Genomic DNA, 24,524 nt, shown 5'->3' on the forward strand with positions numbered 1-24,524 from the left:
CCCGACCCCTCCCCGCAAGGGGGGAGGGGAGCTACAGCGTCCGCCGCACTTTGCGATATTACGCCGCGCCCTTCATGTGCAGCACGCCGCGGCGAATCTGGTCCTCCTCGATCGACTCGAACAGCGCCTTGAAGTTGCCTTCGCCAAAACCGTCATCCCCCTTGCGCTGGATGAACTCGAAGAAGATCGGCCCGATCGCATTGGCCGAGAACAACTGCAACAACACCTTGGTCTCGCCGCCTTCGACGACGCCCTCTCCGTCGATCAGGATGCCATTCTTCTGCAGCCGCGCCACGTCCTCGCCATGCTTCGGAAGCCGCGCGTCGATTTTCGCGAAATAGGTTTCCGGGGGCGGCGGCATGAACGGCAGGCCGTCGGCGCGCAGTTTTTCGATGGTGCGATAGATGTCCTTCACGCCGCAGGCGATGTGCTGGATGCCTTCGCCGCGATAGATGGTGAGATATTCCTCGATCTGCCCGGCGTCGCCGGCGTCCTCGTTGATCGGAATCCGGATCTTGCCATCCGGGCTGGTCAGCGCGCGCGAGAACAGGCCGGAGGCGCGGCCCTCGATGTCGAAGAAACGGATCTGGCGGAAGTTGAACAGTCTTTCATAGAAGCCGGTCCAGACATCCATCCGGCCGCGATGAACATTGTGGGTGAGGTGATCTAGATAGAACAGCCCGGCGCCCTCGGGCCGCGGGTTTTTCTCGCCCAGCCACTCGAATTCGGCATCGAACGCCGAGCCCTTGGCGCCGTAGCGATCGACGAAATACAGCAGGCTGCCGCCGATCCCCTTGATCGTCGGCACGTCGAGCGTTTTTTGCGCCGACGTCACATCGGCAGGTTCGGCGCCGAGCGAGAGCGCGCGCGCGTAAGCAAGCTTCGCATCGACGACGCGGAAGACCATCGACGGCGCGCACGGGCCATGCGCCGCCACGAAATCGAAGCCATGGGTGCCGGGCGCCTCGTTGACGAGATAGTTGATGTCGCCCTGGCGATACAGCGTGATGTTCTTCGTCTTGTGGCGCGCGACCGGCGTGTAGCCCATCAACTTGAACAGCGCATGCAATTCCGCCGGATTCGGGTGGGCGTATTCGACGAACTCGAAACCGTCGGTGCCCATCGGGTTGTCGGCGGTGATTTTCGCCGGCGGCGCGTCGTGCGGAAACGGACCCATGCTGCTCTCCCATGAAGGTTCTGTTGCAGGGAGTGTCGGTCATTGCGGGCGCAAGGTGCATGCAAAGCCCGCCGGATTATGCAATATTTGTGCACGCTTTATGCATGAATGAGGGTTTCGGCGCATGATCCCGGTAGACGCTTTCGACCTCAGTATCCTCGCCGCGCTGCAGGACGACGGCCGTCTGACCAACCAGCAGCTCGCCGACGCCGCCGGCCTCTCCGCCTCGCAATGTTCGCGGCGGCGGATGCGGCTTGAGGAGACGGTGATCTCCGGCTACCACGCCGATCTGTCCGCCGAGGCGCTCGGCTTCGGCGTGATCGCCTTTATCCAGGTTACGCTGGCGGCGCATTCGCCGGACAATGCCCGCAAGTTTCGCGCGCTGGTCGCGCGGGTCGACGAGATCCAGGAGGCCTATTCGCTGACCGGCGACGCCGACTACGTGCTGAAAGCGGTGCTGCGCGATCTCAAGGGCCTGTCGGAGCTCGTCAACCAAGTGTTGATGCCGCATCCGAGTGTGGCGCATGTACGGTCGTCGATCGTGCTCGACCGACTGAAGGAGACGACCAGGCTGCCGCTGAAGGCGGCACGGTAGCATTACTCGCGGTCATTCCGGAGGGCGCGCGCAGCGACAGCTGCGAGCGAACCCGGAATCCCCAGATGGATGAATATTTCGAGGTTCCGGGTTCGCTCGCGCAACGCGCTCGCGCCCCGGAATGACACCTCACCGCTTGTTCGGATCGAACCGCTTCTCCAGCCCCTTCCAGCAATCCGCGTAGTCGCTCTGCAGCGTTGCTGAGTTTGCCGCATGCGCCGTGACGCGCTGCGGATATCGGGTCTCGAACATGAAGGCCATCGTGCCGGTCAGCTTGACCGGTTTCAGCTCGCCGTTGCTGGCATGATCGAACGCCTCGCGGTCGGGGCCATGCGGCAGCATCATGTTGTGCAGGCTGATGCCACCCGGCGTGAAGCCCTGCGGCTTGGCGTCGTAGACGCCGTAGACCAGCCCCATGAATTCCGACATGATGTTCATGTGATACCACGGCGGCCGAAACGTATTCTCCGCCACCGCCCAGCGCTCGGGAAAGATCACGAAATCGATATTCGCCGTGCCGGGGGTTTCCGACGGCGAGGTCAGCACCGTGAAGATCGACGGATCTGGATGGTCGAAGCCGATCGCGCCGACCGGAGAGAAGGTGCGCAGATCGTATTTGTACGGCGCGTAATTGCCGTGCCATGCCACAACGTCAATCGGCGAATGCGGCAGCGTCGTCTTGAATAGCGCGCCGCCCCATTTCACATAAAGCTCGGTCGGCGTATCCCTGTCCTCATAGGCCGCCACCGGCGTCAGAAAGTCGCGCGCATTCGCCAGGCAGTTGGCGCCGATCGGGCCGCGCTCCGGCAGCGTGAAGGCGCCGCCGTAGTTCTCGCAGAGATAGCCACGCGCCGGGCCATTGGTCAGTTCGACGCGAAACTTGACGCCGCGCGGGATCACCACGATCTCGGCCGGCTCCGCGTCGATCACGCCGAATTCGGTGACGAAGCGCAACGCCCCCTGCTGCGGCACGAACATCATCTCGCCGTCGGCATTATAGAAGTGCTGATCGACCATCGATTGCGTGATCAGATAGACATGCGCTGCCATGCCGGCCTGCGTCCCGGCATCGCCCGCGGTGGTCATGGTCTGCACGCCCTGCAGGAAGGTCATGTCCTCCTTCGGGATCGGCGCGGGGTCCCAGCGCAACTGTTCGATGCTGATTTCCTGCTCATGACACGGCGCCGTGCGCCACAACCCGGCGTCGATTTTGGCAAAGCGCCCAGAGTGTTTCACCGACGGGCGAATGCGGTACAACCAGGAGCGCTCGTTGCTGCCGCGCGGCGCGGTGAAGGGCGAGCCGGACAATTGCTCGGCGTAGAGGCCGTAGGCCGGGCGCTGCGGCGAGTTGCGTCCCACCGGCAGCGCGCCGGGCAGCGCCTCGGTTTCGAACGCATTTCCGAAGCCGGACATGTAGCCCGGTGTCACGCCGGTCACGCTGCGACCGATCAGATCGGCTGAGGTCTTGATGTTCATGTCATCCTCCTTGGCAACCGTCATTGCGAGGAGCCCTTGCGACGAAGCAATCCAGTCTTTGCTTGTGGCCCTCTGGATTGCCGTCGCTTCGCTCCTCGCAATGACGGCGAAAACCGTTAGAATTGTTTCATCCTTGTAGCGCGGCCCACATCTCGCGGTCGCGTTTGTCGGTCCAGATCACCGGATCGTCAATGCCCGAGGCCTCGTCGAACGCGCGCGAGACGTTGAACGGCAGGCAATGCTCATAGATTGCAAAGCTGGAGAATTTTGGATCCATCACCTCGCGGCACGCCGCCATGGTCTCCTTCAGCGAACGGCCTTTGGCCACCGAGAGTTCCGCCGCGCCGTACAGCGTGCTGACGAAATCGCGCGTCATGGCGATCGCCTCGCGGGTGGTGGCCGTGCCCTTCAGCGCGTCGCCGCGGCCCGGCGCAATGGCTTTGGGGTTGAATTCGAGGATCTCGTTGAGCGTCGCCGGCCATTCGCGCAAATACGCATCGCCGCAATAGCACGCCGAATGATACTCGATCAGGTCGCCGGAGAACATCACCTCGGCATCCGGCACCCAGGCGACGATATCGCCCGACGTATGGCCGGCGCCGAGTTGCATCAGCCGGACCTCGCGCTTGCCGAGGAAGAGCGACATCTCGCCCTCGAAGGTGAGCGTCGGCCAGGTCAGGCCGGGGATGCTCTCGGAGCCCTGAAACAGACGCGGGAAGCGGCCGAATTCGGAATCCCAGTCCTGCTGCCCGCGCTCCGCCACCAGCCGGCGCGTCTCGGTGGACGCCACCACCGCTTCCGCCTGGAACGCCGACGCGCCGAGCACGCGCACGGCGTGATAATGCGACAGCACGACATATTTGATCGGCTTGTCGGTGACGGTGCGGACGCGCTCGATCACCTTGTTCGCCAGCGCCGGCGTCGCCTGCGCGTCGAATACGATGCAGCCGTCGTCGCCGACGATCACCGCCGAGTTCGGATCGCCTTCGGCGGTGAAGGCGTAGAGGTCGGGGCCGATCTCGGAGAAGGTGATCTTCTTCTCCGCCATGTCGGTGGTCGATGCGAAGCCTTTGGTCATTCAGTCAGTCCCTTGTTTGTCTCAGACTTCAAAGCCGTCATTGCGAGGTCAGGGAAAGCCGTTCAGCTTTCCCCTTAGCGAAGCGACGCGGCAATCCAGAGCCACAAGCTCGGCAAGTACTGGATTGCTTCGTCGCAAGGGCTCCTCGAAATGACGGTCTCATGTCGAGGTTCCGGGTTCGCTCGAGCTTCGCTCTCGCGCCCCGGAATGACAACTTGGGGCAGGCAATCGCCGCTTGGCCAGCGCGATGGCGTCCCGCGGCACGTCGGCGTCGCCGATATGATTGGCCAGCACCAGCACCAGCGCGGCATCGAGCACGGCGCTCTGCGCGTCGCTCAACCCGCGATGCGCCTCGACGATCAGCCGATAGGCCGTATCCGGATCGGCAAAATTGGATTGCGTCGATAACGCCATCGCCTCACGCCCTCCCTCTGGCGCGCGCCACGGCGCCGGCCACCGCGCCGGGCGCCGGATACCGGAACCGCGCCGCGACGTAGCCATCCGGCCGCAGCAGCCAGGCTGCGCCGGGATCGGCGCCGTAGCGTGCCTTGAACAACCCGGTCGGGTCGCGCAGCTTCGCATCATCGCCGACGACGAGACGCGCCACGCCTGCGGGCAATTCGATCGAAGCGCCATCCGACTGCAGCAGCGTGAAGCCACGGCCGGCCTCGGTGAAACATTCCGAGAGAAAGACGTGTGCGCCGTCGTCACTCACCAGCGGCGCGTCCGGCATATGCGCGCCGGGCGGCGGACCGGCGGGCCACGCGGCATCGTCCGGTGTCGACAGCGGCGACGCATAGACCGACGGCACCGACAGCCGTCCGCCATTGACCATACGCCGCGCAAAATCCGCCTCTTTGGCCAGCGCCAGCACCGCCTGTCGCAACCGCTGCTCCTGCTTCGAATGCGGCGCGATGAAATCGGTGGCGCGCGTCGAGGCGCGGATATTGTCGTCGGCGGCCTGGCCGCGTTCCGCATCATAGCTCGCCAGCAATGCGGCCGGCGCTTCGCCGCGCAGGATCATCGCCAGTTTCCAGGCAAGGTTCTCAGCGTCTTCCAGTCCGGAGTTCGCACCCCGCGCGCCGAACGGTGAGACCTGGTGCGCGGCATCGCCGGCGAAGATCACCCGCTCGTGCCAGAAGCGCTGCATGCGGCGGCACTGGAACTTGTAGATCGAGATCCACTCGAACGCGAAATTGGAGTGCCCGAGCATCCGCGCGATCCGCGGCCGGACGTTTTCCGGCAATCGCTCGACAGCAGGATCGGCGTCAGGGCCGAGCTGCAAGTCGATGCGCCAGACGTCGTCGGGCTGGCGGTGCAGCAGCGCCGATTGCCCGCTGTGGAACGGCGGATCGAACCAGAACCAACGCTCGGTCGGCATGTCCTTCGCCTTCATCTTCACGTCGGCGATCAGGAACTGGTCCTCGAACTGTTCGCCGGAAAAATCCGCGCCGACCATGCCGCGCAAGCCGGAGCGCGCGCCGTCGCAGGCGACGACGTAGTCAGCACGCAAACTATAGTCGCCGTCGGGCGTCTGGATCGTAAGTTCGGCGTGGTCATTATGCTGCCGCAGCGCGATCACCTTGTTGCGCCAGCGCAGGTCGATCTCCGGCAATTGCTGCACCCGATCGACCAGGAAGGCTTCGGCGTAATATTGCTGCAGATTGATGAAGGCCGGCATCTTGTGGCCGGCTTCGGGCAGCAGGTCGAACTGGTACAGCAGGCCTTCGCCGCAAAAGATCTTGCCGACCTTCCAGACCACGCCCTTGTCGAGCATGCGGTCGGCGACGCCGAGCCGGTCCCATAGTTCGAGCGAGCGCTTCGAGAAGCAGATCGCGCGCGAGCCGTCGCCGATCCGGTCGGCATCGTCGAGCAGCACCACGGCCTGCCCGCGCTGCGCCAGATCGATCGCCAGCGACAGTCCGACGGGACCCGCACCGACCACGACCACCGGGTGACGCGCCGCTTCAGCCCGGTCCTGATCGGGGTGGCGACGATAGCCGAATTGTGTGGCGATCTGCCCCATGCGGCGGTCTCTCCCTGACGCCCGGCGCTATTCCGCGCCCTTGATTTGGCGCAACTAAACGCCTCGCGTGACCAGGCGTCAACTCAGGCCGACTGCGCCGCGACATGTCGCAGAACGCACCAGGTGTCGTGCGGTTGACAGCGACCGCGCGGCCGGTTTGATAATGCGCGAGACGGCCCGGTTGGCGCCGGCCATTTGCGCGTTGGGGATGGGCGGCCAGACATGAGAATGCGTTTTCCCATCGCCGGCCTGCTCGCCATGCTCGTGCTCGCTGCGACGCCGGCTCTGGCCGCCGACAATGCCGGCAGGTTCGCCCTGGTGATCGGCAATGCCAGATATCCCGACGCCGAGGCGCCGCTGAAGGAACCGGTCAACGACGCCCGCGACGTCGCTGCCGAGCTAAAGCGTAGCGGCTTCGAGGTCGATATCGGCGAGAATCTGGGCGGCGAGGCGATGCGCCGCGCGCTCGACAGGCTGTATGGCAAGCTCAAGCCTGGATCGGTCGCGCTGGTGTTCTTCAGCGGTTTTGGCGTGCAGTCGGCGCGGCAGAGCTATTTGCTGCCGGTCGATGCGCAGATCTGGACCGAGCCCGACGTGCGCCGCGACGGTTTCAGCCTCGAGACCATCCTCAACGACATCAATGGCCGCGGCGCCGGCGTCAAGATCGCGCTGCTGGATGCCTCCCGGCGCAACCCCTATGAGCGCCGGTTCCGCAGCTTCTCCGCCGGCCTCGCGCCGGTGATCGCGCCAGGCGGCACGCTGGTGATGTATTCGGCGGCGCTGAGTTCGGTGGTCAGCGACGCCGGCACCGCACACAGCCTGTTCGTCAGCGAACTCCTGAAGGAGATCAAATCACCGGATCTCACCGCCGAGGACGCGCTGAACCGCACCCGCGTCAACGTCACCAAGGCGTCGCGCAGCGAGCAGGTGCCGTGGATCTCGTCGTCGCTGGCGGAGGATTTTGCCTTCGTCCCCGGCGCTCGGCCGGCGCCGGCGTCCGCCATTGTCGCGGCGCCATCACCGCCGGTCGCCGTGACCCCGCCGGCCCCAGGGACGGCGGCCCCCGCCGCTCCGGCTGCAGCGACGCCCCCATCGACGCCGGTCGCGCCCGCCGCCGAAGCGCCGCGCGACGAAGCCAAGATCGCGCTGGCGCTGGCCGAGGATCCGACCGTGAAGTCGTTGAACGCCAAGCTGGTCGAGAATCCCGAGGACCTCAGTGCGCTGTATCGCCGCGGCCAGGTCTATGCCAGCAAGGGCGCCTATCAATTGGCCGCGAAGGATTTCGACGAGACCCTGCGGCTCAATCCGAAGGATGTCGAGGCGCTCAATAACCGCTGCTGGGTCCGCGCCGTGCTCAACGAGCTCGCCGCTGCGCTGAAGGATTGCAACGAGGCGCTGCGGCTGCGGCCGAATTTCGTCGATGCGCTCGATAGCCGCGGGCTGGTCAACCTCAAGAACGGCCAGAGCAAGAACGCGATCACCGATTTCGACGACGCGCTGAAGATCAATCCACGCCTGACTTCCTCATTATATGGCCGCGGTCTCGCCAAGCAGCGCTCCGGGGCGGTCGCCGAAGGCGACCTCGATATCAACAATGCCAAGGCGATGGACCCCGACATCGTCAAGGAATTCGCCGGTTACGGCGTGCGATAGCACCGCGTGCGTTAGCACGGCGTGCGATAGATCCTGCGCCGCAAGCCTGCAATTAATCGCAGGGCGCATGAACCCGGGGCGCGCGGCAGGACACTATTGAGGACAGGCCGCAGAGCGGGGCTCCGCCGGCCGGGATTGAAGCGAATTTGCAACCAGTTCATGGAAGGATGCAGCCATGTCGATCATCGCCGGACACCGCAATCTCACGACCCTTCGTGCCATGGCCCTGATCGGTGTCGCGCTCACCGTTTCGGCCGGAATGGCTGCCGCCGCCGAGGCGGTGACCTCGGACCAGATCGTGCGGGCGCTGGCGCCGAACAAGCCGGTCACCCGCGGCCTGTCGATGACGCCGCCCGCCGAACCTGCGGTCAATGCCGCCGAGGGCAAGTTCGTCGACAGCCTTCGCAATCGCAACTCGAGATCGCTGTCGATTGTCGAGCGCGAGCAGATCGCCAGCCTCGCCTCGACCAAGCCGAACATCGATCTCGAAATCACCTTCGACTACAATTCGGCTGACATCAGCAAGAAGGCCAAACCTGCCGTCGAGGCGCTCGGCAAGGCGCTGTCGAACGACGACCTCAAGGGATCGACCTTCGTGGTCGCCGGCCACACCGACGGCGTCGGCAGCGACGGCTACAATCAGGACCTGTCGGAACGGCGCGCGGAGGCCATCAAGCGTTACCTGACGGAAAAATACGGCCTCGCCGCCGCCGACCTCGTCACCGTCGGCTATGGCAAGAGCAAGCCGAAGCAGGCCGCCAACCCGATGGACCCCGCCAACCGCCGGGTCCAGGTCGTCAACATGGCGAACAAGACGACGGCCTCCAAGTGAGCGCCTGACCTGCCGCCGGATATGGCGATGGCCGCACCCCGATGTCCGGCCCGGCACCGACCCTGTTTGTTTGGCGATGACGGCCGTTCCTGTATAGAACGGCTTGAGATTGAGATGACCTCCCGCTTGCGGCCCCGCGGGGCGCGCCTTTTCCGGTGGATCGATCCCGCATGAAGCCTTTTGCCTGCTTCGCTCCTTTTGCCGCCCTGGCCCTGGCAGCCAGCCTAGTTCCCGCCAGCAGCGCGGCCAGCGCCGCCGACAGTTCCTCGCCGAGTGGATCGGTGACACCCGGTGGCGCGATGGTGCAGGTCGTCAAGGCAACCAATGCCTGCTTCTCCGACACGGTCCGCGTGACCGGCTTCATCGTGCCACGCCGGGAAGCCGTTGCCGGCGTCGATGGCGAGGGTTCGAAAGTATCCGAACTATTGGTGCGCGAGGGCGACAGCGTCACCGAGAACCAGGAACTGGCGAGGCTGGTTCCGCTGGTGGCCGGCGCCGGACGGGCCTCCAGCCTGCGCGCGCCGGCCGCCGGCCTCGTCATATCCGTCAATACGATCGCCGGCGCGCCGGCCTCGCCGGTCGCGGGGCCGATGTTCAAGATTGCCGTCGGCGGCGACATCGAACTCGATGCCGAAGTCCCGAGCATCCACGTCATGAAGCTGAGCGCCGGCGCCGGCGCGCGGATCAGCCGCGACGACCGTTCCGACGTTCCCGGCAAGGTGCGCCTGGTATCGCCGCAGATCGATCGCACCACCCAGCTCGGCCACGTCCGGCTGTCGTTTGCGTCCAATCCCGGCCTGCGGGTCGGCACCTTCGCCCGTGCCGCGATCGACGCCAGGCGCAGTTGCGGCGTGTCGGTGCCGCGCTCGGCCATCGACCACCTCACGGTGCAGGTGGTGAAAGGCAGCGCCATCGAAACCCGCAAGGTCCGGGTCGGATTGACCTCGGATACGGCCACCGAAATCCTCGAAGGCGTCGAGGTCGGCGACCTCGTCGTCGCCGATGCCGGCACCTCGCTGCACGATGGCGACCAGGTGAGAAGCATGCTTGTCGATGAACTCGACCGATCGCGGGTGCGCTGATGTCCCTGAATATCTCCGCCTGGTCGATCCGCCACCCGCTGCCGTCGATCGTCTTCTCCATCATCCTGCTGGCGCTGGGCTGGATCAGTTTCACCAAACTGGCGATCACCCGGCTGCCCTCGGCCGACATTCCGGTGATCTCGGTCGCGGTCTCGCAATTCGGCGCAGCACCCGCCGAGCTGGAAGCGCAGGTCACCAAGACCATCGAGGACCGCGTCTCCGGCGTCGAAGGCGTGCGCCATATCGCCTCCTCGATCACCGACGGATTGTCGGTGACCACCGTGCAGTTCGCGCTGGAGACCAACACCGACCGCGCGCTCAACGACGTCAAGGACGCCATCACGCGCGTCCGCAGCAACCTGCCGCAGAACGTCAACGAGCCTTTGATCCAGCGCGTCGACGTGATCGGCCTGCCGATCGTCACCTATGCCGCGATCTCGCCCGGCAAGACGCCGGAGCAGCTGTCTTATTTTGTCGATGACGTGGTCAAACGCGCGCTGCAGGGCGTGCGCAACGTGGCGCAAGTCGAGCGCATCGGCGGCGTCGAGCGCGAGATCCTGGTGTCGCTTGATCCCGATCGCCTGCAGGCCGCCGGCCTCACCGCGGTGGATGTGTCCCGGCGGCTGCGCGGCACCAATGTCGATCTCGCCGGCGGCCGCGCCGAAATCGGCAAGAACGACCAGGCGATCCGCACGCTGGCCGGCGCCAAGACGCTGAACGAACTCGCCGGCACCATGATCAGCCTGCCGTCCGGCGGCGAAGTCCGGCTGGAAGATCTCGGCACCGTCACCGATACCATCGCCGACCGTCGCACCTTTGCGCGCTTCAACGGCGAGCCGGTGGTGGCGCTCGGCATCAAGCGCTCCAAGGGCGCCTCCGACGTCGTCGTCGCCGCCGCCGTGCAGAAGCGCATCGACGCGCTGAAGGATTCGTACCCCGACGTCGATCTCAAGCTGATCGACACCTCGGTGGATTTCACCAAGGGCAATTACGACGCCGCGATGCACACGCTGTTCGAGGGCGCCATCCTCGCGGTCATCGTCGTGTTCCTGTTCCTGCGCGACTTCCGCGCAACCGTGATCGCCGCGATCTCGCTGCCGCTGTCGATCTTTCCGGCGTTCTGGGTGATGGACCTGCTCGGCTTCTCGCTCAATCTCGTCAGCTTCCTCGCCATCACGCTGTCGACCGGCATCCTGGTCGATGACGCCATCGTCGAGATCGAAAACATCGTCCGCCACATCCGGATGGGCAAATCACCGTACCGCGCAGCGCTCGAAGCCGCCGACGAGATCGGCCTTGCGGTGATCGCGATCTCGCTTACCATCATCGCGATCTTCGCCCCGGCCTCGTTCATGGACGGCATCGCCGGGCAGTTCTTCAAGCAGTTCGGCATCACCGTTTCGGTGCAGGTTTTTTTCTCACTGCTGGCGGCGCGCTTCGTCACGCCAGTGCTGGCGGCCTACTTCCTGAAAGACCATCCGCACGACGATCCGCCGCCGGGCCGCATCCTGCGCAGCTACACGCGCCTCGTGACGCTGTCGGTAAAGCACTATTATCTCACGGTGCTGATCGGTATCGGCATTTTCGCGCTGTCGATCTGGAGCATCCAGTTGCTTCCGCAGGGCTTCCTGCCGGCGCAGGATTCGGCGCGGTCCTTGCTGGCGATGGAACTGCCGCCGGGCTCGCCGCTCGCCTTCACCGAAAAGACCACCGAAGAAATCGTGCAGCGGCTGCGCAATCGGCCGGAAATCCGCAGCGTGTTCGTCGACGGCGGTCGCGTGCCGCCGGGCCTGCAGGAAGTGCGCCGCGCCTCGCTGATCATCAACTACACGCCGAAGGGCGATCGCAAGACCACCCAGCGCGAACTCGAACTCGACATCGGCCGCGAGCTCGAGAGCGTGCCCGATATCCGCTACTGGTTCCTCGACGAGAACGGGCTGCGCGCGATCTCGCTGGTGGTGACCGGCACCGACATCAACATCGTCAGCAACGTCGCCAACGAGCTGGCGACGCAGATGAAGCGGGTTCCGATCATCGCCAATGTGATCTCGGAGACCTCGCTCGACCGGCCGGAACTGCGCGTGCAGCCCCGCGCCGATCTCGCCGCCCGACTCGGCGTTTCCACCGAAAGCCTGTCGGAAACCATCCGCGTCGCCACCATCGGCGATGTCGGCCCCGCGCTCGCCAAATTCGACGCCGGCGACCGGCTGGTACCTATTCGCGTGCAGCTGGAGGATTCCGCGCGGGGCGATCTCTCCGTGCTGGAGCAGTTGCGGGTGCCGCTCGGCGGCGGCCGCGGCGGCGTGCCGCTGTCGGTAGTGGCCGATATCAAGCTCGACCAGGGCCCGACCAGCATCAACCGCTACGATCGCGAGCGACAGGCCACCGTCGCGGCCGATCTGGTCGGCACCGCCGCACTCGGCGACGCGATGAAGAAGATCTACGACCTGCCGGTGATGAAGAGCCTGCCGAAGAATGTCAGCGTCAAGCAATCAGGCGACGCCGAGAGCCTCAACGAATTGTCCGCCGGCTTTGCCACCGCGATCTCGGCCGGGCTCATGATGGTCTATGCGGTATTGGTGCTGCTGTTCGGCACCTTCCTGCAGCCGATCACCATCCTGTTCTCGCTGCCGCTGTCGATCGGCGGCGCGATCATGGCGCTGCTGGTAACGGGCAAGCAACTGACGACGCCGGTATGGATCGGCATCCTGATGCTGATGGGAATCGTGACCAAGAACGCCATCATGCTGGTGGAATTCGCGGTCGAGGCGATCCGCGACGGCAAGCCGCGCGAGGTTGCGATCATCGACGCCGGCATGAAGCGGGCGCGACCGATCGTGATGACCACCATCGCGATGGCCGCTGGCATGATGCCGTCGGCGCTGGCATGGGGCGCCGGCGGCGAATTCCGCTCGCCGATGGCGCTGGCGGTGATCGGCGGGCTGATCTTCTCGACGCTGCTGTCGCTGATCTTCGTGCCGGCGATGTTCATGATGATGGACGATGTCGGCGCCCTGTCGTGGCGCTACGGCAAGAAACTGCTGACCTCGACCGGCGAGGACGATCACCCCGAACTGCCGCTGACCGGCCCGAAGGTGAAACCATGAACAGACTCGCGCACGCCGCCGTGGCGCTCGGATGGCTGCTGGCGCAGCCAGCGCTGGCCGCCGAGGGGACGGAAGCGCCGAACGGCGCCGCGGTCACGGTGTTGACGGCGGCGAAATCCTGCTTCTCGGATATCGTCGACGTCTCCGGCATCCTGGTGCCGAAGGAGGAGATCGCCATCCGCCCGGATCGCCCGGGGCTGAAGGTCGCCGACGTGCTGGTCGATGCCGGCGAAACCGTTACCGCGGGCCAGATCCTGGCGCGGCTGACGACGCCGGACGGCGGCACGCTGCAGATCCAGTCGACCACCGCAGGATTGGTCAGCGCCTCGACCGCGGTGATCGGCGCCGTCGCCTCCGGCAAGGGCGAGGCGCTGTTCAGCATTATCGCGCGCAGCGAATTCGATTTCATCGGCCAGGTACCGACTGCCAGCCTGCCGAAGCTGAAGATCGACCAGATGGTGCGGATCCGGGTGATCGGCGCCGGCGAGATGGACGGCCGGGTCCGCCGAGTCGCCTCCACCGTGGAGCCGAACAGCCAGCTCGGCCAGGTAACGATCTCGATCACGTCGCCGCGGCGACTGATGAGCAACGCCTATGCCCGCGCGATGATCAAGACCGGCGAGAGCTGCGGCATTGCGGTGCCGCTCACCGCGATCCTGTACGGCACCGGCGCCACCGTGGTGCAGATCGTCCGCCGCCAGCGCGTCGAGGCCCGCCGTGTCGAGGTCGGGCTGATGTCGGGCGGCCGCGTCGAAATTCGCGAGGGCTTGAACGAGGGCGACGTCGTCGTCGCCCGCGCCGGCGCGCTGCTGCGCGAAGGCGATCCGGTGCGCCCAGTGCAGGCGGAGGTGGGGAAGTAGCAGGCCACTTATCCCCGGCCACGCGGCTCCATCGTCCCTTCTCCCCTTGTGGGAGAAGGTGGCGCGGACGAAGTCCGCGACGGATGAGGGGTTACTGGGCAGAGGAGTGCGTGGCACCCCTCACCCGTCTCGACCGCTTCGCGGTCGATCCACCCTCTCCCACAAGGGGAGAGGGAAGAAGAACTCTACCTCACCACGCCCGACAGATATCCCGGCCGGCGCCGCGGCGGCTTGATGTCGTTTTTCAGGAAACAGCGTGCGCCCTTGCCGGCGTAGCCGGGGCGGGCAAAGGTCCAGGCACGGCATTTATGGTCGCCTTGGCAGGCGTCGCGACAGGCGTCGCCGCGTTCGGCCTTGTCGTCGTTCTTGATCTCGAAGCTGCGATAGTCGCCGCCGAAACGGTCGATCGCGGTCTCCACCGGGCCGGAACGCGGCTCGATGACGCCGGCGCCGCGAACCCCGGAGACGCAGCAATAGCTCTCGACCCGCGGCGTCACCTTGTCCTTCAGCCAGCACACGGCAATTTCTGAAGCGTCGCCGGGATAGTTGAAGCTCCAGGCCCGGCAACGTTTGTCGCGTTCGCACAGCAGCGCGCATTCGGCGGGATCGCCGGATTGCGACAGCGAGCGCGAATAATCCGCCCCGGGGCGATCGAAATTGGCCTGGGCGGCAGCCGGTCGGGCCCCGGCCAGCACCGCGCAGAGGGCAAGGGCGGCCAGACACGCTCTAAACAGGCGGCTCCTCGACATCCGGAATGACTTTCAGCGGGTTCTAGCTGCGGGGTCTGCAAAGATGCAGCGCGACGGCCATTTGACCGCGCGTCACCTGTACGCCCGATGAACAAGCCTTCAGAAATCACCGATCCGATCAAGCCGCTGATCTAGAAGCAATATTCCTTGTAGGCCGGATCCACCGAGCCCTGCCAGGAGCCGTTGTACTTGTCGAGCATCTCCTCGGCGGGGTTCTTGCCAAGCGCCAGGATGCGTTCGAGCGGCTCCAGATGCCGCGTCTCGTCGCGACCGCCCTGGTCAAGCCTTGCGCGGCGCTTCAACCCGCCATGCGCCAGCGCGACGCATTCCTTGGCGATCTCGAACAGATAGCGGTCCTTGATCCGCGACTTGAAGCCGAGCTTCGGCACGTCGTCGCGCAGCGCCTGACGCTCCGCGGCAGTCCAGTTCTTGACGATATCCCAGGCGGCATCCAGCGCGGCGTCATCATACAGCAGCCCGACCCAGAACGCCGACAGCGCCGGCAGCCGGTTCCACGGCACGCCATCGGCGCCGCGCATTTCCAGATAACGCTTCAGCCGCACTTCCGGGAAGATCGTCGAGAGATGATTGGCCCAGTCCGAAATGGTCGGCCGCTGGCCCGGCATCTTGGCGTTCTTGCCGTCGAAGAAGTCGCGGAACGAGGAGCCGGAAACGTCGATGTAGTCATCGCCGCGCTTGACGAAATACATCGGCACGTCGAGCGCATAATCGACCCAGCGCTCGAAGCCCATGCCGTCCTCGAACGCCCACGGGATCATGCCGGAACGGGCATTGTCGGTGTCGCGCCAGATCTCGGAGCGAAACGACTGATAGCCATTGGGCTTGCCTTCGGTGAACGGCGAATTGGCGAACAGCGCCGTGGCGATCGGCTGCAGCGCGACCGAGACCCGCAGCTTCTTGACCATGTCGGCTTCCGAGGAGAAGTCGAGATTGGTCTGCACCGTGCAGGTCCGGTACATCATGTCGAGACCGTACTGGCCGACCTTCGGCATGTAGTTGGTCATGATCTTGTAGCGGCCCTTGGGCATCACCGGGATCTGCGCGCGCGACCATGACGGCGTCATGCCGAGGCCGAGAAAGCCGATGCCGAGCGGGGTGGCCACTTCGCGCACCTGCGCCAGATGCGCCATCAGCTCCGACTGCGTCTGGTGGATGGTCTCGACCGGCGCGCCGGACAGTTCGAACTGGCCGCCCGGCTCCAGCGAGATCGCGCCGCCGCCGGTCACGTCATACAGGCCGATGATGTGGTCGCCTTCCATGATCGGCTCCCAGCCGAGCAGCGACTTCATGCCGAGCAGCAGGGCCTCGATGCCGCGGGCGCCTTCGTAAGGTACCGGGTTGAGGCCCTCAAGCGTGAACGGCGTCTTCTCGTGCTCGGTGCCGATGCGGAATGCGGATGGCGGCTTCACGCCCTCCTCCAGCCACGCCACGAGTTCGTCGCGCGAATGTAGCGGCGTCATATCGATCTGGTCACGCGCCATGAAAAATCCGATTGAAGGGCGCTGCGATCCATCGCGCGCAGTGTCGGGGACGCCGGCGGACCAGAACGGTCGACGGCGCAGGAGGTAAAATCAGGTTCATCTGGTCGCGGCGTCTTTGGCGGTCGCGACCGGGATAGCCGGACTCTCATGGCACGCGCAACCGAGCCGGTCGAGCAGGCCGCATAATTTCGCGGCGTCCGCATCGGTCAGCTTGGAGCCGACATGTTTCTCGATCGCCGTGGAATAGGCGCAGGCCATCTTCTTGTGCAGTTCGCGGCCAACCTCGGTGATCTCCACGAACAGGCCGCGCTTGTCCATCTTGCATTCGCGCCGCACCGCCAGACCTTCATCGACCAGCCGGTCGATCAGCCGCGAGGTCGAATATTGCGGGATCAGCATCTGTTTTTCGAGCTCGACCGGGCGCATCTCTCCGGCAGGCGACCGCGCCAACTCCTGCAGGGCGTCGAACCACGCCAGCGCCGGATAGCCGGCGCGCTTGAGGTCCTGCTCGACGGCGTCCAGCACCCGGCTCTGGATTCGCATCAGGCGGATCCAGGCGGCGGTCGCCTCGAGCGAAGGTTTGCGTTTCATGGCGTCACGTCGTCCAAATGGAGCGGCACCCTAGCCACTGAATGCAGCTGCATCAATATTGACTATTCCATGCAGCTGCATTTAGTCACTTGGTTGGTCAAACCAATGATCCCAAGGGAGGAATTTCGATGAAGCTGTATTATTCGCCCGGTGCCTGTTCGCTGTCGCCGCATATCGCGCTGCTGGAAGCCGGCCTGCCCTACGATCTGATCAAGGTCGACCTCAAGGCCAAGAAGCTCGAAAATGGCGACGATTACCTGGCGATCAACCCCAAGGGCCAGGTCCCGGCACTCGGCCTCGACAGCGGCGAGCTGGTCACCGAGGGTCCGGTGATCGTGCAATATATCGCGGATCAGGCCACTGCCAAGAATCTCGCGCCGGCCATCGCCAGCGACGCCCGCCGCCATTTGCAGGAATGGCTCGGCTTCATCAATGGCGAGTTGCACAAGAACTTTTCACCGCTGTTCCAGCCGGTGTTCGACGACGAGGTGAAGGTTTTCTTCAAGACCCGCCTGACCGCCAAGTTCAAATATATCGACGGCGCGCTGGCGGGCAAAGACTACCTGCTTGGCAAGGATTTCAGCGTCGCCGACGGTTATCTGTTCGTGATGCTGAAATGGGCCGACCGGATGGGCCTCGACCTCACCGAATTCAAGAACCTCGCCGCCTACAAGGACCGCGTCGGCGCGCGCCCGAAGGTCATGGAAGCGATGACGAAGGAAGGCCTGATGAAGGCGGCGTGAGACTCTGATCTTCCCCTCCCCCCTTGTGGGGGAGGGTGCCTGAGCGAAGCGAAGGCGGGAGAGGGGGAGCCACGAACGCCACAGCTTGTGGCGCCCCCTATCCCGTCTCGAACGCACTTCGTGCGTTCGATCCACCCTCCCCCACAAGGGGGGAGGGGAAGCAAGAACGATCAAGCCGCGAGCTTCTTCGGCGGGAATCGACCGTAGAACGTCTCGCCTTTCGCCGCCATCTCGACCAGCAGCTTCGGCGGCGTGAAGCGCGAGCCGTATTTGGCTTCGAGCTTTTGGCACAATGCCACGAACTCCTTCGTTCCCATGAAGTCGATATAGCTCAGCGTGCCGCCGGTGAACGGCGCGAAGCCGAAGCCGAGGATCGAGCCGACATCGGCCTCCCGCGGATCGGTGATGACATGGTCCTCCACCGTGCGTGCGGCTTCTACCGCCTGCACCACCAGGAAGCGCTGCTTCAACTCCTCGATGTCGAGCGTGTCGGGATCGACCGAGGCCGGGATCAACTCACCAAGCCCCTGCCACAGACTCTTGGACCCCTTGCCCTTCGGCGGATACTCGTAGAAGCCCTTGCCGTTCTTGCGGCCGAAGCGCTCCTGCTTCTCGACCATCTCGACGATCAGCTTCTTCTGCGCCTGGTCGACCGCCTGCGAACCGAGATCCGCCTCGGTGGCCTTCATGATCTTCAAGACCAGATCGAGCGCGATCTCGTCGGACAGCGACAGCGGCCCGACCGGCATGCCGGCCATCTTGGCGGTGTTCTCGATCATCGCCGGCGGTACGCCTTCCATCAGCATTTCCAGGCCTTCGGCAGTGAAGCGCAGCACGCAGCGATTGGCGAAGAAGCCGCGGGAATCGTTCACCACGATCGGCGTCTTGCCGATCACGCGAACATAATCGAGTGCGGTGGCGAGCGCGACGTCGCCGGTGTTCTTGCCGACGATGATTTCCACCAGCATCATCTTCTCCACCGGCGAGAAGAAATGGATGCCGATGAACTTCGACTGGTCGGTGAATTCCTCGGCCAGCGAATTGATCGGCAGCGTCGAGGTGTTGGACGCGATGATCGCGCCTTCCTTCAATAGCGGCTGAACCTTCTTGTAGATCTCGGCCTTGACCGCGCGATCCTCGAACACCGCTTCGATGACGAGGTCGCACTCCCGAATAACGTCGAAATCAGCGGTCGCCGTGATCTTTGCCATCAAAGCCGCCTTGTCGGCCTCCTTGGCACGGCCCTTCGAGATCAGCGCGTCGATCGCCGCCTCGCAATGGCCGAGGCCCTTGTCGGCCGAGGCCTGGTCGCGGTCGATCAGCACCACGTCCATGCCGCCGCGCGCCGAGACGAAGCCGACGCTGGCGCCCATGAAGCCGGCGCCGATCACCGCGAGCTTCTTCACCTTGGTAGGCGGAATGTTCTGCGGGCGGCGGGCGCCCTTGGTCAGTTCCTGCATCGAGACGAACAGGCTGCGGATCATTGCCGCGGCTTCCTTGCTCTGCAGAATCTTGGCGAAGTAGCGCGACTCGACGCGAAGGGCGGCGTCCATCGGCAGTTGCAGGCCTTCATAGACGCACTGCATCACGGCCCGCGCGGCCGGATAGTTGTCGAAGGTCTCGCGGCGATAGATCGCGTTGCCGGCCGGGAACATCTGCATGCCCTGCTTGGAGTAGACCGGACCGCCGGGCAGCTTGAAGCCCTTCTCGTCCCACGGTGCCACGGCCTTGCCGCCGGCCTTGATCCATTCCTTGGCGACCGAAATCATCTCGCCGGCGGGCACCACCGCATCGACCAGCTTCATCGCCTTGGCCTTGGCGAGGTTCAGCGCCTCGCCCTTCAGCAGCATCTGCATGGTATCCTGCGGCTGCAGCAGCCGCGCGATGCGCTGGGTGCCGCCGCCGCCCGGAAACAGGCCGACCTTGATCTCCGGCAGGCCGAGCCGGGTCTTCGGATTTTCAGCCGCGACGCGGTAGTGGCAGGCCAAAGTCACTTCGAACGCGCCGCCGAGTGCCAGACCGTTGATCGCCGCGACCCACGGCTTGCCGGAAGTCTCGATCTTGCGCAGCGTCAGCGACAGCTTGCGACTCTCGTCGAACAGCATCTGCTGGGCGGCTTCCTCGCCTTTCGTCTGCTTGGTTTCGGCGAACAACCGGCCCATGCCCTCCAGCATCGACAGGTCGGCGCCGGCGGAAAATGCCTCCTTGCCGGAGGTGATGACGACGCCCTTTACACCCGCGTCCGCGGTCGTTGCATCGACGATCGCACCGAGTTCCGTGATGGTGGTGACATCGAGCACGTTCATGGAACGGCCGGGAATATCCCACGTGACAAGGGCGATCCCATCGGCATCGGTCTCGATCTTGAAGTTTGCGTAGCTCATCGGACGCTCCTGTGTTCGGTTCGTACAAGCCATTTACCCGATATTCAGTTGTCGTCGTTATCTGAATAGTAGACGGGTCAGGCGAAGGTTAGGGTTTCATGGGTGGCAAGTGTGAGGGATGCCGGGACGATGTTCCGCTCCCGTTCGAATTCAAGATGGCGTTCCAGCCGATCGTCGACCTCAATGTCGGACGCGTCTGGGGCTATGAGGCGCTGGTCCGCGGCCCAAATGGCGAGTCGGCCTGGTCGGTGCTGAGCCAGGTCACCGCCGCCACCCGCTACCGCTTCGACCAGGCGGCACGCGTGCTGGCGATCGAGACCGCCGGCGCGCTGTTCAAGCAGCCGCATCTGCGGCTGTCGATCAATTTCATGCCGAACGCGGTCTACGAGCCCGCCGCCTGCATCCAGAAATCCCTGGCTGCCGCGACGCGCGTCAACTTTCCGTACCGGAACCTGATGTTCGAGTTCACCGAAAACGAACGGATGACGGACGTCGCGCATGTGCAGAAGGTCGTCGAGGCGTACAAGGAATTCGGCTTTATGACCGCGCTGGACGATTTCGGCTCCGGCTTCGCCGGCCTCGGCCTGCTGGCGCGGTTGCAGCCGGACCTGATCAAGATCGATATGGAACTGTTGCGTGACATTCATCTCAGCCGCGCCAAGCAGGCGATCGTCGCCGGCATCGTCGGCATCGCGCGCGAACTCGAAATCACCGTGCTCGGCGAAGGCGTCGAGAGCGCCGAAGAACTCGCCTTGCTGCGCGCCGCCGGCATCTCGCTGTTCCAGGGCTATCATTTCGCCAAGCCTGCTCTGATGGCACTACCCGAAGTACCGTTGCTGAATGCGCCGATCACCGTCCGCGCGACGGGTTGAACTTGCTTCCCCTCCCCCCATGTGGGGGAGGGTGCCTGAGCTAAGCGAAGGCGGGAGAGGGGGAGCCACAAACGCCGTCGCGTGTGGCGCCCCCTCTCCCGTCTCGAACCCGCTTCGCGGGCTTCGAGCCACCCTCACCCACAAGGGGGGAGGGGAAGACCGAACTACACCCGCTCGATGATCGTGGCGGTGCCCATGCCGCCGCCGATGCACAGCGTCACCAGTGCGGTCGACTTGCCGGTGCGCTCCAGCTCGTCCAGCACGGTGCCGAGGATCATCGCGCCGGTGGCGCCGAGCGGATGACCCATCGCGATCGCGCCGCCGCAGACATTGATCTTGTCATTGTCGATCTCGAACGCCTGCATGAAGCGCAGCACGACGGAGGCGAAGGCCTCGTTGAGCTCGAACAGATCGATGTCCGACAGCTTCATGCCGGAACGCTCCAGCACCTTCTTGGTCACGTCGACCGGGCCGGTCAGCATCATCGCCGGCTCGGAGCCGATATTGGCGAAGGCGCGGATTTTCGCGCGCGGCTTGAGGCCGGCCTTCTTGCCGGCAGCCTCGGAGCCCAGCAGCACGGCGGCGGCGCCATCGACGATGCCCGACGAGTTGCCGGCGTGGTGCACATAATTGACGCGCTCGATTTCCGGATGCGACTGGATCGCTACCGCGTCAAACCCGCCCATCTGGCCCATCGTCACGAAGGACGGCTGCAAGGCCGCGAGCGACTGCATGGTCGTGGTCGGGCGCATGTGCTCGTCGCGGGCCAGAATCGTCAGGCCATTGATGTCCTTGACCGGAATGACCGACTTGGCGAAGCGGCCTTCTTCCCAGGATTTTGCGGAACGCTGCTGGCTCTGCACGGCGTAGCCATCGACGTCGTCGCGCGAGAAGCCGTATTTGGTCGCGATCAGATCGGCCGAGACGCCCTGCGGCATGAAGTAGGCCGGCACCGCGATCGAGGGATCGACCGGCCAGGCGCCGCCGGAGGCACCGATGCCGATCCGGCTCATCGATTCCGCGCCGCCGCCGATCGTCATCTCATGCTGGCCGGACATCACCTGCGCCGCGGCGAAATTCACCGCGTCGAGGCCGGAGGCACAGAAACGGTTGATCTGGATGCCCGGCACGTCATTGCCGTAGCCCGCCGACAGCGCCGCCATGCGGGCGATGTCGCCGCCGGCCTCGCCGACCGGATCGACGCAGCCGAGAATGACGTCGTCGATGGTGCCGGGCTGGATGTTGTTGCGTTCCTTCAGCGCCTTCAGCGGCGCGGTGGCGAGCGCCAGCGCGGTCACCTCATGCAGCGACCCGTCGGCCTTGCCGCGGCCGCGCGGGGTACGCACGTGATCGTAGATATAGGCCTCGGGCATTCGGTTTCTCCCGTTTGAGTCCCGGCTGCGAGCGAGCCGGACGAATTTTTATGCAGATCTATCAGCCGTCATTGCGAGGAGCCGTTGCGACGAAGCAATCCAGTCTTTCGCTTGTGGCTCTCTGGATTGCCGCGTCGCTTCGCTAAGAGGGAAGTTGGCTAGCCAACTTTCCTTGGCCTCGCAATGACGGAGTATGTATTGTCTTCAGAACGCTTCCGCCGGAAGCTCCATCGTCGTTGCAGCACCGGTCTGGATGCGCGCTAGATGGACCGAGGTTTCCGGCAACATCCGCTCCATGAAGAAGCGGCCGGTCACCAGCTTGGTGGTGAGATACGGCGTCGCCCCCGAAGCGGCAATCTTGTCCTGCGCCACCTTGGCCATCTTCGCCCACATATAGGCGAAGGAGGTCAGGCCGAACAGTTGCATGTAATCGGTGGCGCCGGCGCCGGCATTGTCGGGCTTCATCATGGCGTTGTTCATCAGCCACATCGTCGCCTGCTGCAGATGGCCGAGCGCGCCCGACAGCGGATCGACATAGGGCTTCATCGCCTCGTCGGCGCCGTGCTCCTTGGCAAACGCCGCGACCTCGCCGAAGAACGCCATCGCCGCACGGCCGCCATCGCGCGGCAGCTTGCGGCCGACCAGATCGAGCGCCTGGATGCCGTTGGCGCCCTCATAGATCATGGCGATACGGGCATCGCGCACGAACTGCTCCATGCCCCATTCGGCGATGTAGCCGTGGCCGCCGAACATCTGCTGCGCCGACACCGCATTGGCAAAGCCGCCATCGGTCAGCACGCCCTTCAGCACCGGGGTCATCAGGCCCATGTGATCATCGGCGGCCTGACGCTCCTTCGGGTCTTCGCTGCGATGCGCGACGTCGCTCTTCAGCGCGGTCCATACCACCATCGCGCGCGCCGCCTCATTGAAGGCGCGGATGGTGAGCAGCGTGCGCCGCACGTCGGGATGCACGATGATCGGGTCAGCCGGCTTGTCAGGCGCCTTCGGCCCGGTCAGCGAGCGACCCTGAAGGCGGTCCTTCGCATAGGCGACCGCGTTCTGATAGGCGACTTCGGACTGCGCGAGACCTTGCACCGCGACGCCGAGCCGTGCCTCGTTCATCATCACGAACATGCCCTGCATGCCCTTGTTCTCTTCGCCGATCAGCCAACCCTGGGCGTTGTCGTAGTTCATCACGCAGGTGGAATTGCCGTGGATGCCCATCTTGTGCTCGATCGAGCCGCAACTGACGCCGTTGCGCGCGCCGAGCGAGCCGTCTTCATTAACCAGCACCTTCGGCACCACGAACAGCGACACGCCCTTGATACCGGCAGGTGCGCCTTCGATGCGCGCCAGCACCAAATGGATAATGTTATCGGCCAGATCGTGCTCGCCGGCGGAGATGAAAATCTTGGTGCCGGAAATCTTGTAGCTGCCGTCGCCCTGCGGCGCGGCCTTGGTGCGCAGCAAGCCGAGGTCGGTGCCGCAATGCGGCTCGGTCAGGTTCATGGTGCCGGTCCATTCGCCGCTCACCATCTTCGGCAGAAAGATTGCCTTCTGCTCAGGCTTGCCGTGCACGACCAGCGCCGCGGTGGCGCCCATGGTCAGGCCGCCATACATCGAGAACGCCATGTTGGCGGAGCACTGGAATTCATTGACAGTCTGGGAGAGCGCCACCGGCAGGCCCTGGCCGCCAAACTCCGCCGGCGACGACAGGCCGAGCCAGCCACCCTCGGTGACCTGCTTGTAGGCTTCCTTGAACCCCTTTGGCGTGGTGACGCTGCCGTCGGCGTGGCGGACGCAGCCTTCGAGGTCGCCGGAGCGGTTCAACGGCTGCAGCACCTGCTCGGACAGCTTGGCCGCCTCTTGCAGGATCGCCTCGCGGACGTCGGGCGAGGCATCGGCGAAGCCGGGCAGATTGTTGTAGTTGTCGAACTGGAACACGTCGTTGAGCAGGAAGCCGACGTCTTCGAGGGGGGCTTTATAGCTGGGCATGAGCGTTCCTTAGATGGAGGTCGACGGTTAGGCGAGACGCTCGCCCATCAGGCGGTGCAGGACATTGATGGCCTTGAGCGGGCGCACCATGACTTTGAAATGAACGATGCGGTCGTTGCTATCGAACGTGATCATATCGACGCCGTTGATGACGATGCCCTCGAGCGTTGTATCGAATTCCAGAATTACACTGCGATCGTTGCGCCATTCGCCGCGATAGGCGAAGCCGGCGCCGCCGAGCACCTTTTCGGCACTGACGAGATATTTGAAGACGATATCACGGCCACGTTGCGGCGTATGCACGACGGGGCTTTCGAACACCGCGTCAGGATGCAGCAGATCCCACAGCACGGCCGGGTCGTGCCCGCGCATGTAGTCGTACCAGGTGTCGAGACCGGTCATCGCCAACACTCTTGTCGTTTCCATACA

20 protein-coding genes are annotated in these 24,524 nt (G+C 64.6%); 8 read left to right on the plus strand and 12 right to left on the minus strand.

The window, feature by feature from the left end; translation table 11 throughout:
* Positions 1-58 precede the first annotated feature (58 nt).
* A complete protein-coding gene (gene hppD, locus FIU28_RS00070; RefSeq protein WP_143571083.1) occupies positions 59-1,177 on the minus strand; it encodes a 4-hydroxyphenylpyruvate dioxygenase in 1,119 nt (372 codons plus the stop codon).
* 124 nt (positions 1,178-1,301) lie between these two features.
* On the opposite strand from hppD, the gene FIU28_RS00075 reads away from it, so the two are divergent.
* A complete protein-coding gene (locus tag FIU28_RS00075; RefSeq protein ID WP_143571084.1) occupies positions 1,302-1,772 on the plus strand; it encodes an Lrp/AsnC family transcriptional regulator in 471 nt (156 codons plus the stop codon).
* A 129-nt stretch (positions 1,773-1,901) separates the two neighbouring features.
* Here FIU28_RS00075 and hmgA read toward each other — a convergent pair whose 3' ends face one another.
* From hmgA to FIU28_RS00095, 4 genes are all read right to left on the minus strand, one after another.
* On the minus strand, positions 1,902-3,248 hold the full coding sequence (gene hmgA, locus FIU28_RS00080; RefSeq protein WP_143571085.1) for a homogentisate 1,2-dioxygenase: 1,347 nt from the start codon (positions 3,246-3,248) through the stop codon (positions 1,902-1,904).
* A gap of 127 nt (positions 3,249-3,375) precedes the next feature.
* Entirely contained in the window at positions 3,376-4,326 is a 951-nt protein-coding gene (locus FIU28_RS00085; protein ID WP_143571086.1) for an MBL fold metallo-hydrolase, read from the minus strand.
* Positions 4,327-4,485: 159 nt separating this feature from the next.
* The gene (locus FIU28_RS00090) at positions 4,486-4,740 is read right to left on the minus strand and encodes a DUF2783 domain-containing protein (protein ID WP_143571087.1); all 255 of its coding nucleotides are present in this window, start codon (positions 4,738-4,740) and stop codon (positions 4,486-4,488) included.
* Between the two features lie 4 nt (positions 4,741-4,744).
* Positions 4,745-6,352 (minus strand): FAD-dependent oxidoreductase, encoded by a 1,608-nt coding sequence (locus tag FIU28_RS00095; protein ID WP_143571088.1) that lies wholly within the window; start codon positions 6,350-6,352, stop codon positions 4,745-4,747.
* Between the two features lie 222 nt (positions 6,353-6,574).
* Between FIU28_RS00095 and FIU28_RS00100 the strand changes: the two genes are divergently transcribed.
* The 5 genes from FIU28_RS00100 (at position 6,575) to FIU28_RS00120 (ending at position 13,886) form a co-directional block, all read left to right on the plus strand.
* The gene (locus tag FIU28_RS00100; RefSeq protein ID WP_143571089.1) at positions 6,575-8,005 is read left to right on the plus strand and encodes a caspase family protein; all 1,431 of its coding nucleotides are present in this window, start codon (positions 6,575-6,577) and stop codon (positions 8,003-8,005) included.
* A 175-nt stretch (positions 8,006-8,180) separates the two neighbouring features.
* Complete coding sequence (locus FIU28_RS00105; protein ID WP_143571090.1) at positions 8,181-8,837, plus strand: OmpA family protein; 657 nt, start codon at positions 8,181-8,183, stop codon at positions 8,835-8,837.
* 170 nt (positions 8,838-9,007) lie between these two features.
* Positions 9,008-9,919 carry an efflux RND transporter periplasmic adaptor subunit gene (locus FIU28_RS00110; RefSeq protein ID WP_143571091.1) on the plus strand — a complete coding sequence of 304 codons (912 nt, stop codon included), beginning with the start codon at positions 9,008-9,010 and terminating at the stop codon, positions 9,917-9,919.
* Positions 9,919-13,026, plus strand: a complete 3,108-nt coding sequence (locus tag FIU28_RS00115; RefSeq protein WP_143571092.1) for an efflux RND transporter permease subunit — start codon at positions 9,919-9,921, stop codon at positions 13,024-13,026. Before FIU28_RS00110 ends, FIU28_RS00115 begins: the two co-directional genes overlap by 1 nt.
* Positions 13,023-13,886, plus strand: a complete 864-nt coding sequence (locus tag FIU28_RS00120; RefSeq protein WP_143571093.1) for an efflux RND transporter periplasmic adaptor subunit — start codon at positions 13,023-13,025, stop codon at positions 13,884-13,886. Before FIU28_RS00115 ends, FIU28_RS00120 begins: the two co-directional genes overlap by 4 nt.
* A 185-nt stretch (positions 13,887-14,071) precedes the next feature.
* Here FIU28_RS00120 and FIU28_RS00125 read toward each other — a convergent pair whose 3' ends face one another.
* From FIU28_RS00125 to FIU28_RS00135, 3 genes are all read right to left on the minus strand, one after another.
* A complete protein-coding gene (locus FIU28_RS00125; RefSeq protein ID WP_143571094.1) occupies positions 14,072-14,635 on the minus strand; it encodes a PAN domain-containing protein in 564 nt (187 codons plus the stop codon).
* Between the two features lie 131 nt (positions 14,636-14,766).
* Positions 14,767-16,137, minus strand: coding sequence for a glutamate--cysteine ligase (locus FIU28_RS00130; protein ID WP_143571095.1), 1,371 nt, complete (start codon positions 16,135-16,137; stop codon positions 14,767-14,769).
* Positions 16,138-16,233: 96 nt separating this feature from the next.
* The gene (locus tag FIU28_RS00135; protein WP_143571096.1) at positions 16,234-16,728 is read right to left on the minus strand and encodes a MarR family winged helix-turn-helix transcriptional regulator; all 495 of its coding nucleotides are present in this window, start codon (positions 16,726-16,728) and stop codon (positions 16,234-16,236) included.
* A gap of 128 nt (positions 16,729-16,856) precedes the next feature.
* Between FIU28_RS00135 and gstA the strand changes: the two genes are divergently transcribed.
* Entirely contained in the window at positions 16,857-17,471 is a 615-nt protein-coding gene (gstA, locus tag FIU28_RS00140; RefSeq protein ID WP_143571097.1) for a glutathione transferase GstA, read from the plus strand.
* 170 nt (positions 17,472-17,641) lie between these two features.
* Here the strand turns inward: gstA and FIU28_RS00145 are convergent, their stop codons facing one another.
* Positions 17,642-19,855: a 3-hydroxyacyl-CoA dehydrogenase NAD-binding domain-containing protein gene (locus tag FIU28_RS00145; RefSeq protein ID WP_143571098.1), complete on the minus strand. Its 2,214-nt coding sequence runs from the start codon at positions 19,853-19,855 to the stop codon at positions 17,642-17,644.
* A gap of 98 nt (positions 19,856-19,953) precedes the next feature.
* Between FIU28_RS00145 and FIU28_RS00150 the strand changes: the two genes are divergently transcribed.
* Positions 19,954-20,727 (plus strand): EAL domain-containing protein, encoded by a 774-nt coding sequence (locus FIU28_RS00150; protein ID WP_143571099.1) that lies wholly within the window; start codon positions 19,954-19,956, stop codon positions 20,725-20,727.
* Between the two features lie 164 nt (positions 20,728-20,891).
* Here the strand turns inward: FIU28_RS00150 and FIU28_RS00155 are convergent, their stop codons facing one another.
* The 3 genes from FIU28_RS00155 to FIU28_RS00165 all read right to left on the minus strand — a co-directional run bounded on the left by FIU28_RS00155 (position 20,892) and on the right by FIU28_RS00165 (position 24,497).
* On the minus strand, positions 20,892-22,100 hold the full coding sequence (locus FIU28_RS00155) for an acetyl-CoA C-acetyltransferase (protein WP_143571100.1): 1,209 nt from the start codon (positions 22,098-22,100) through the stop codon (positions 20,892-20,894).
* Between the two features lie 204 nt (positions 22,101-22,304).
* Positions 22,305-24,095, minus strand: a complete 1,791-nt coding sequence (locus FIU28_RS00160; RefSeq protein ID WP_143571101.1) for an acyl-CoA dehydrogenase C-terminal domain-containing protein — start codon at positions 24,093-24,095, stop codon at positions 22,305-22,307.
* Positions 24,096-24,122: 27 nt separating this feature from the next.
* Complete coding sequence (locus FIU28_RS00165) at positions 24,123-24,497, minus strand: nuclear transport factor 2 family protein (RefSeq protein ID WP_143571102.1); 375 nt, start codon at positions 24,495-24,497, stop codon at positions 24,123-24,125.
* Positions 24,498-24,524 lie beyond the last annotated feature (27 nt).

Origin of the sequence: Tardiphaga sp. vice154, from assembly GCF_007018645.1 — a bacterium.
Classification (GTDB): domain Bacteria; phylum Pseudomonadota; class Alphaproteobacteria; order Rhizobiales; family Xanthobacteraceae; genus Tardiphaga.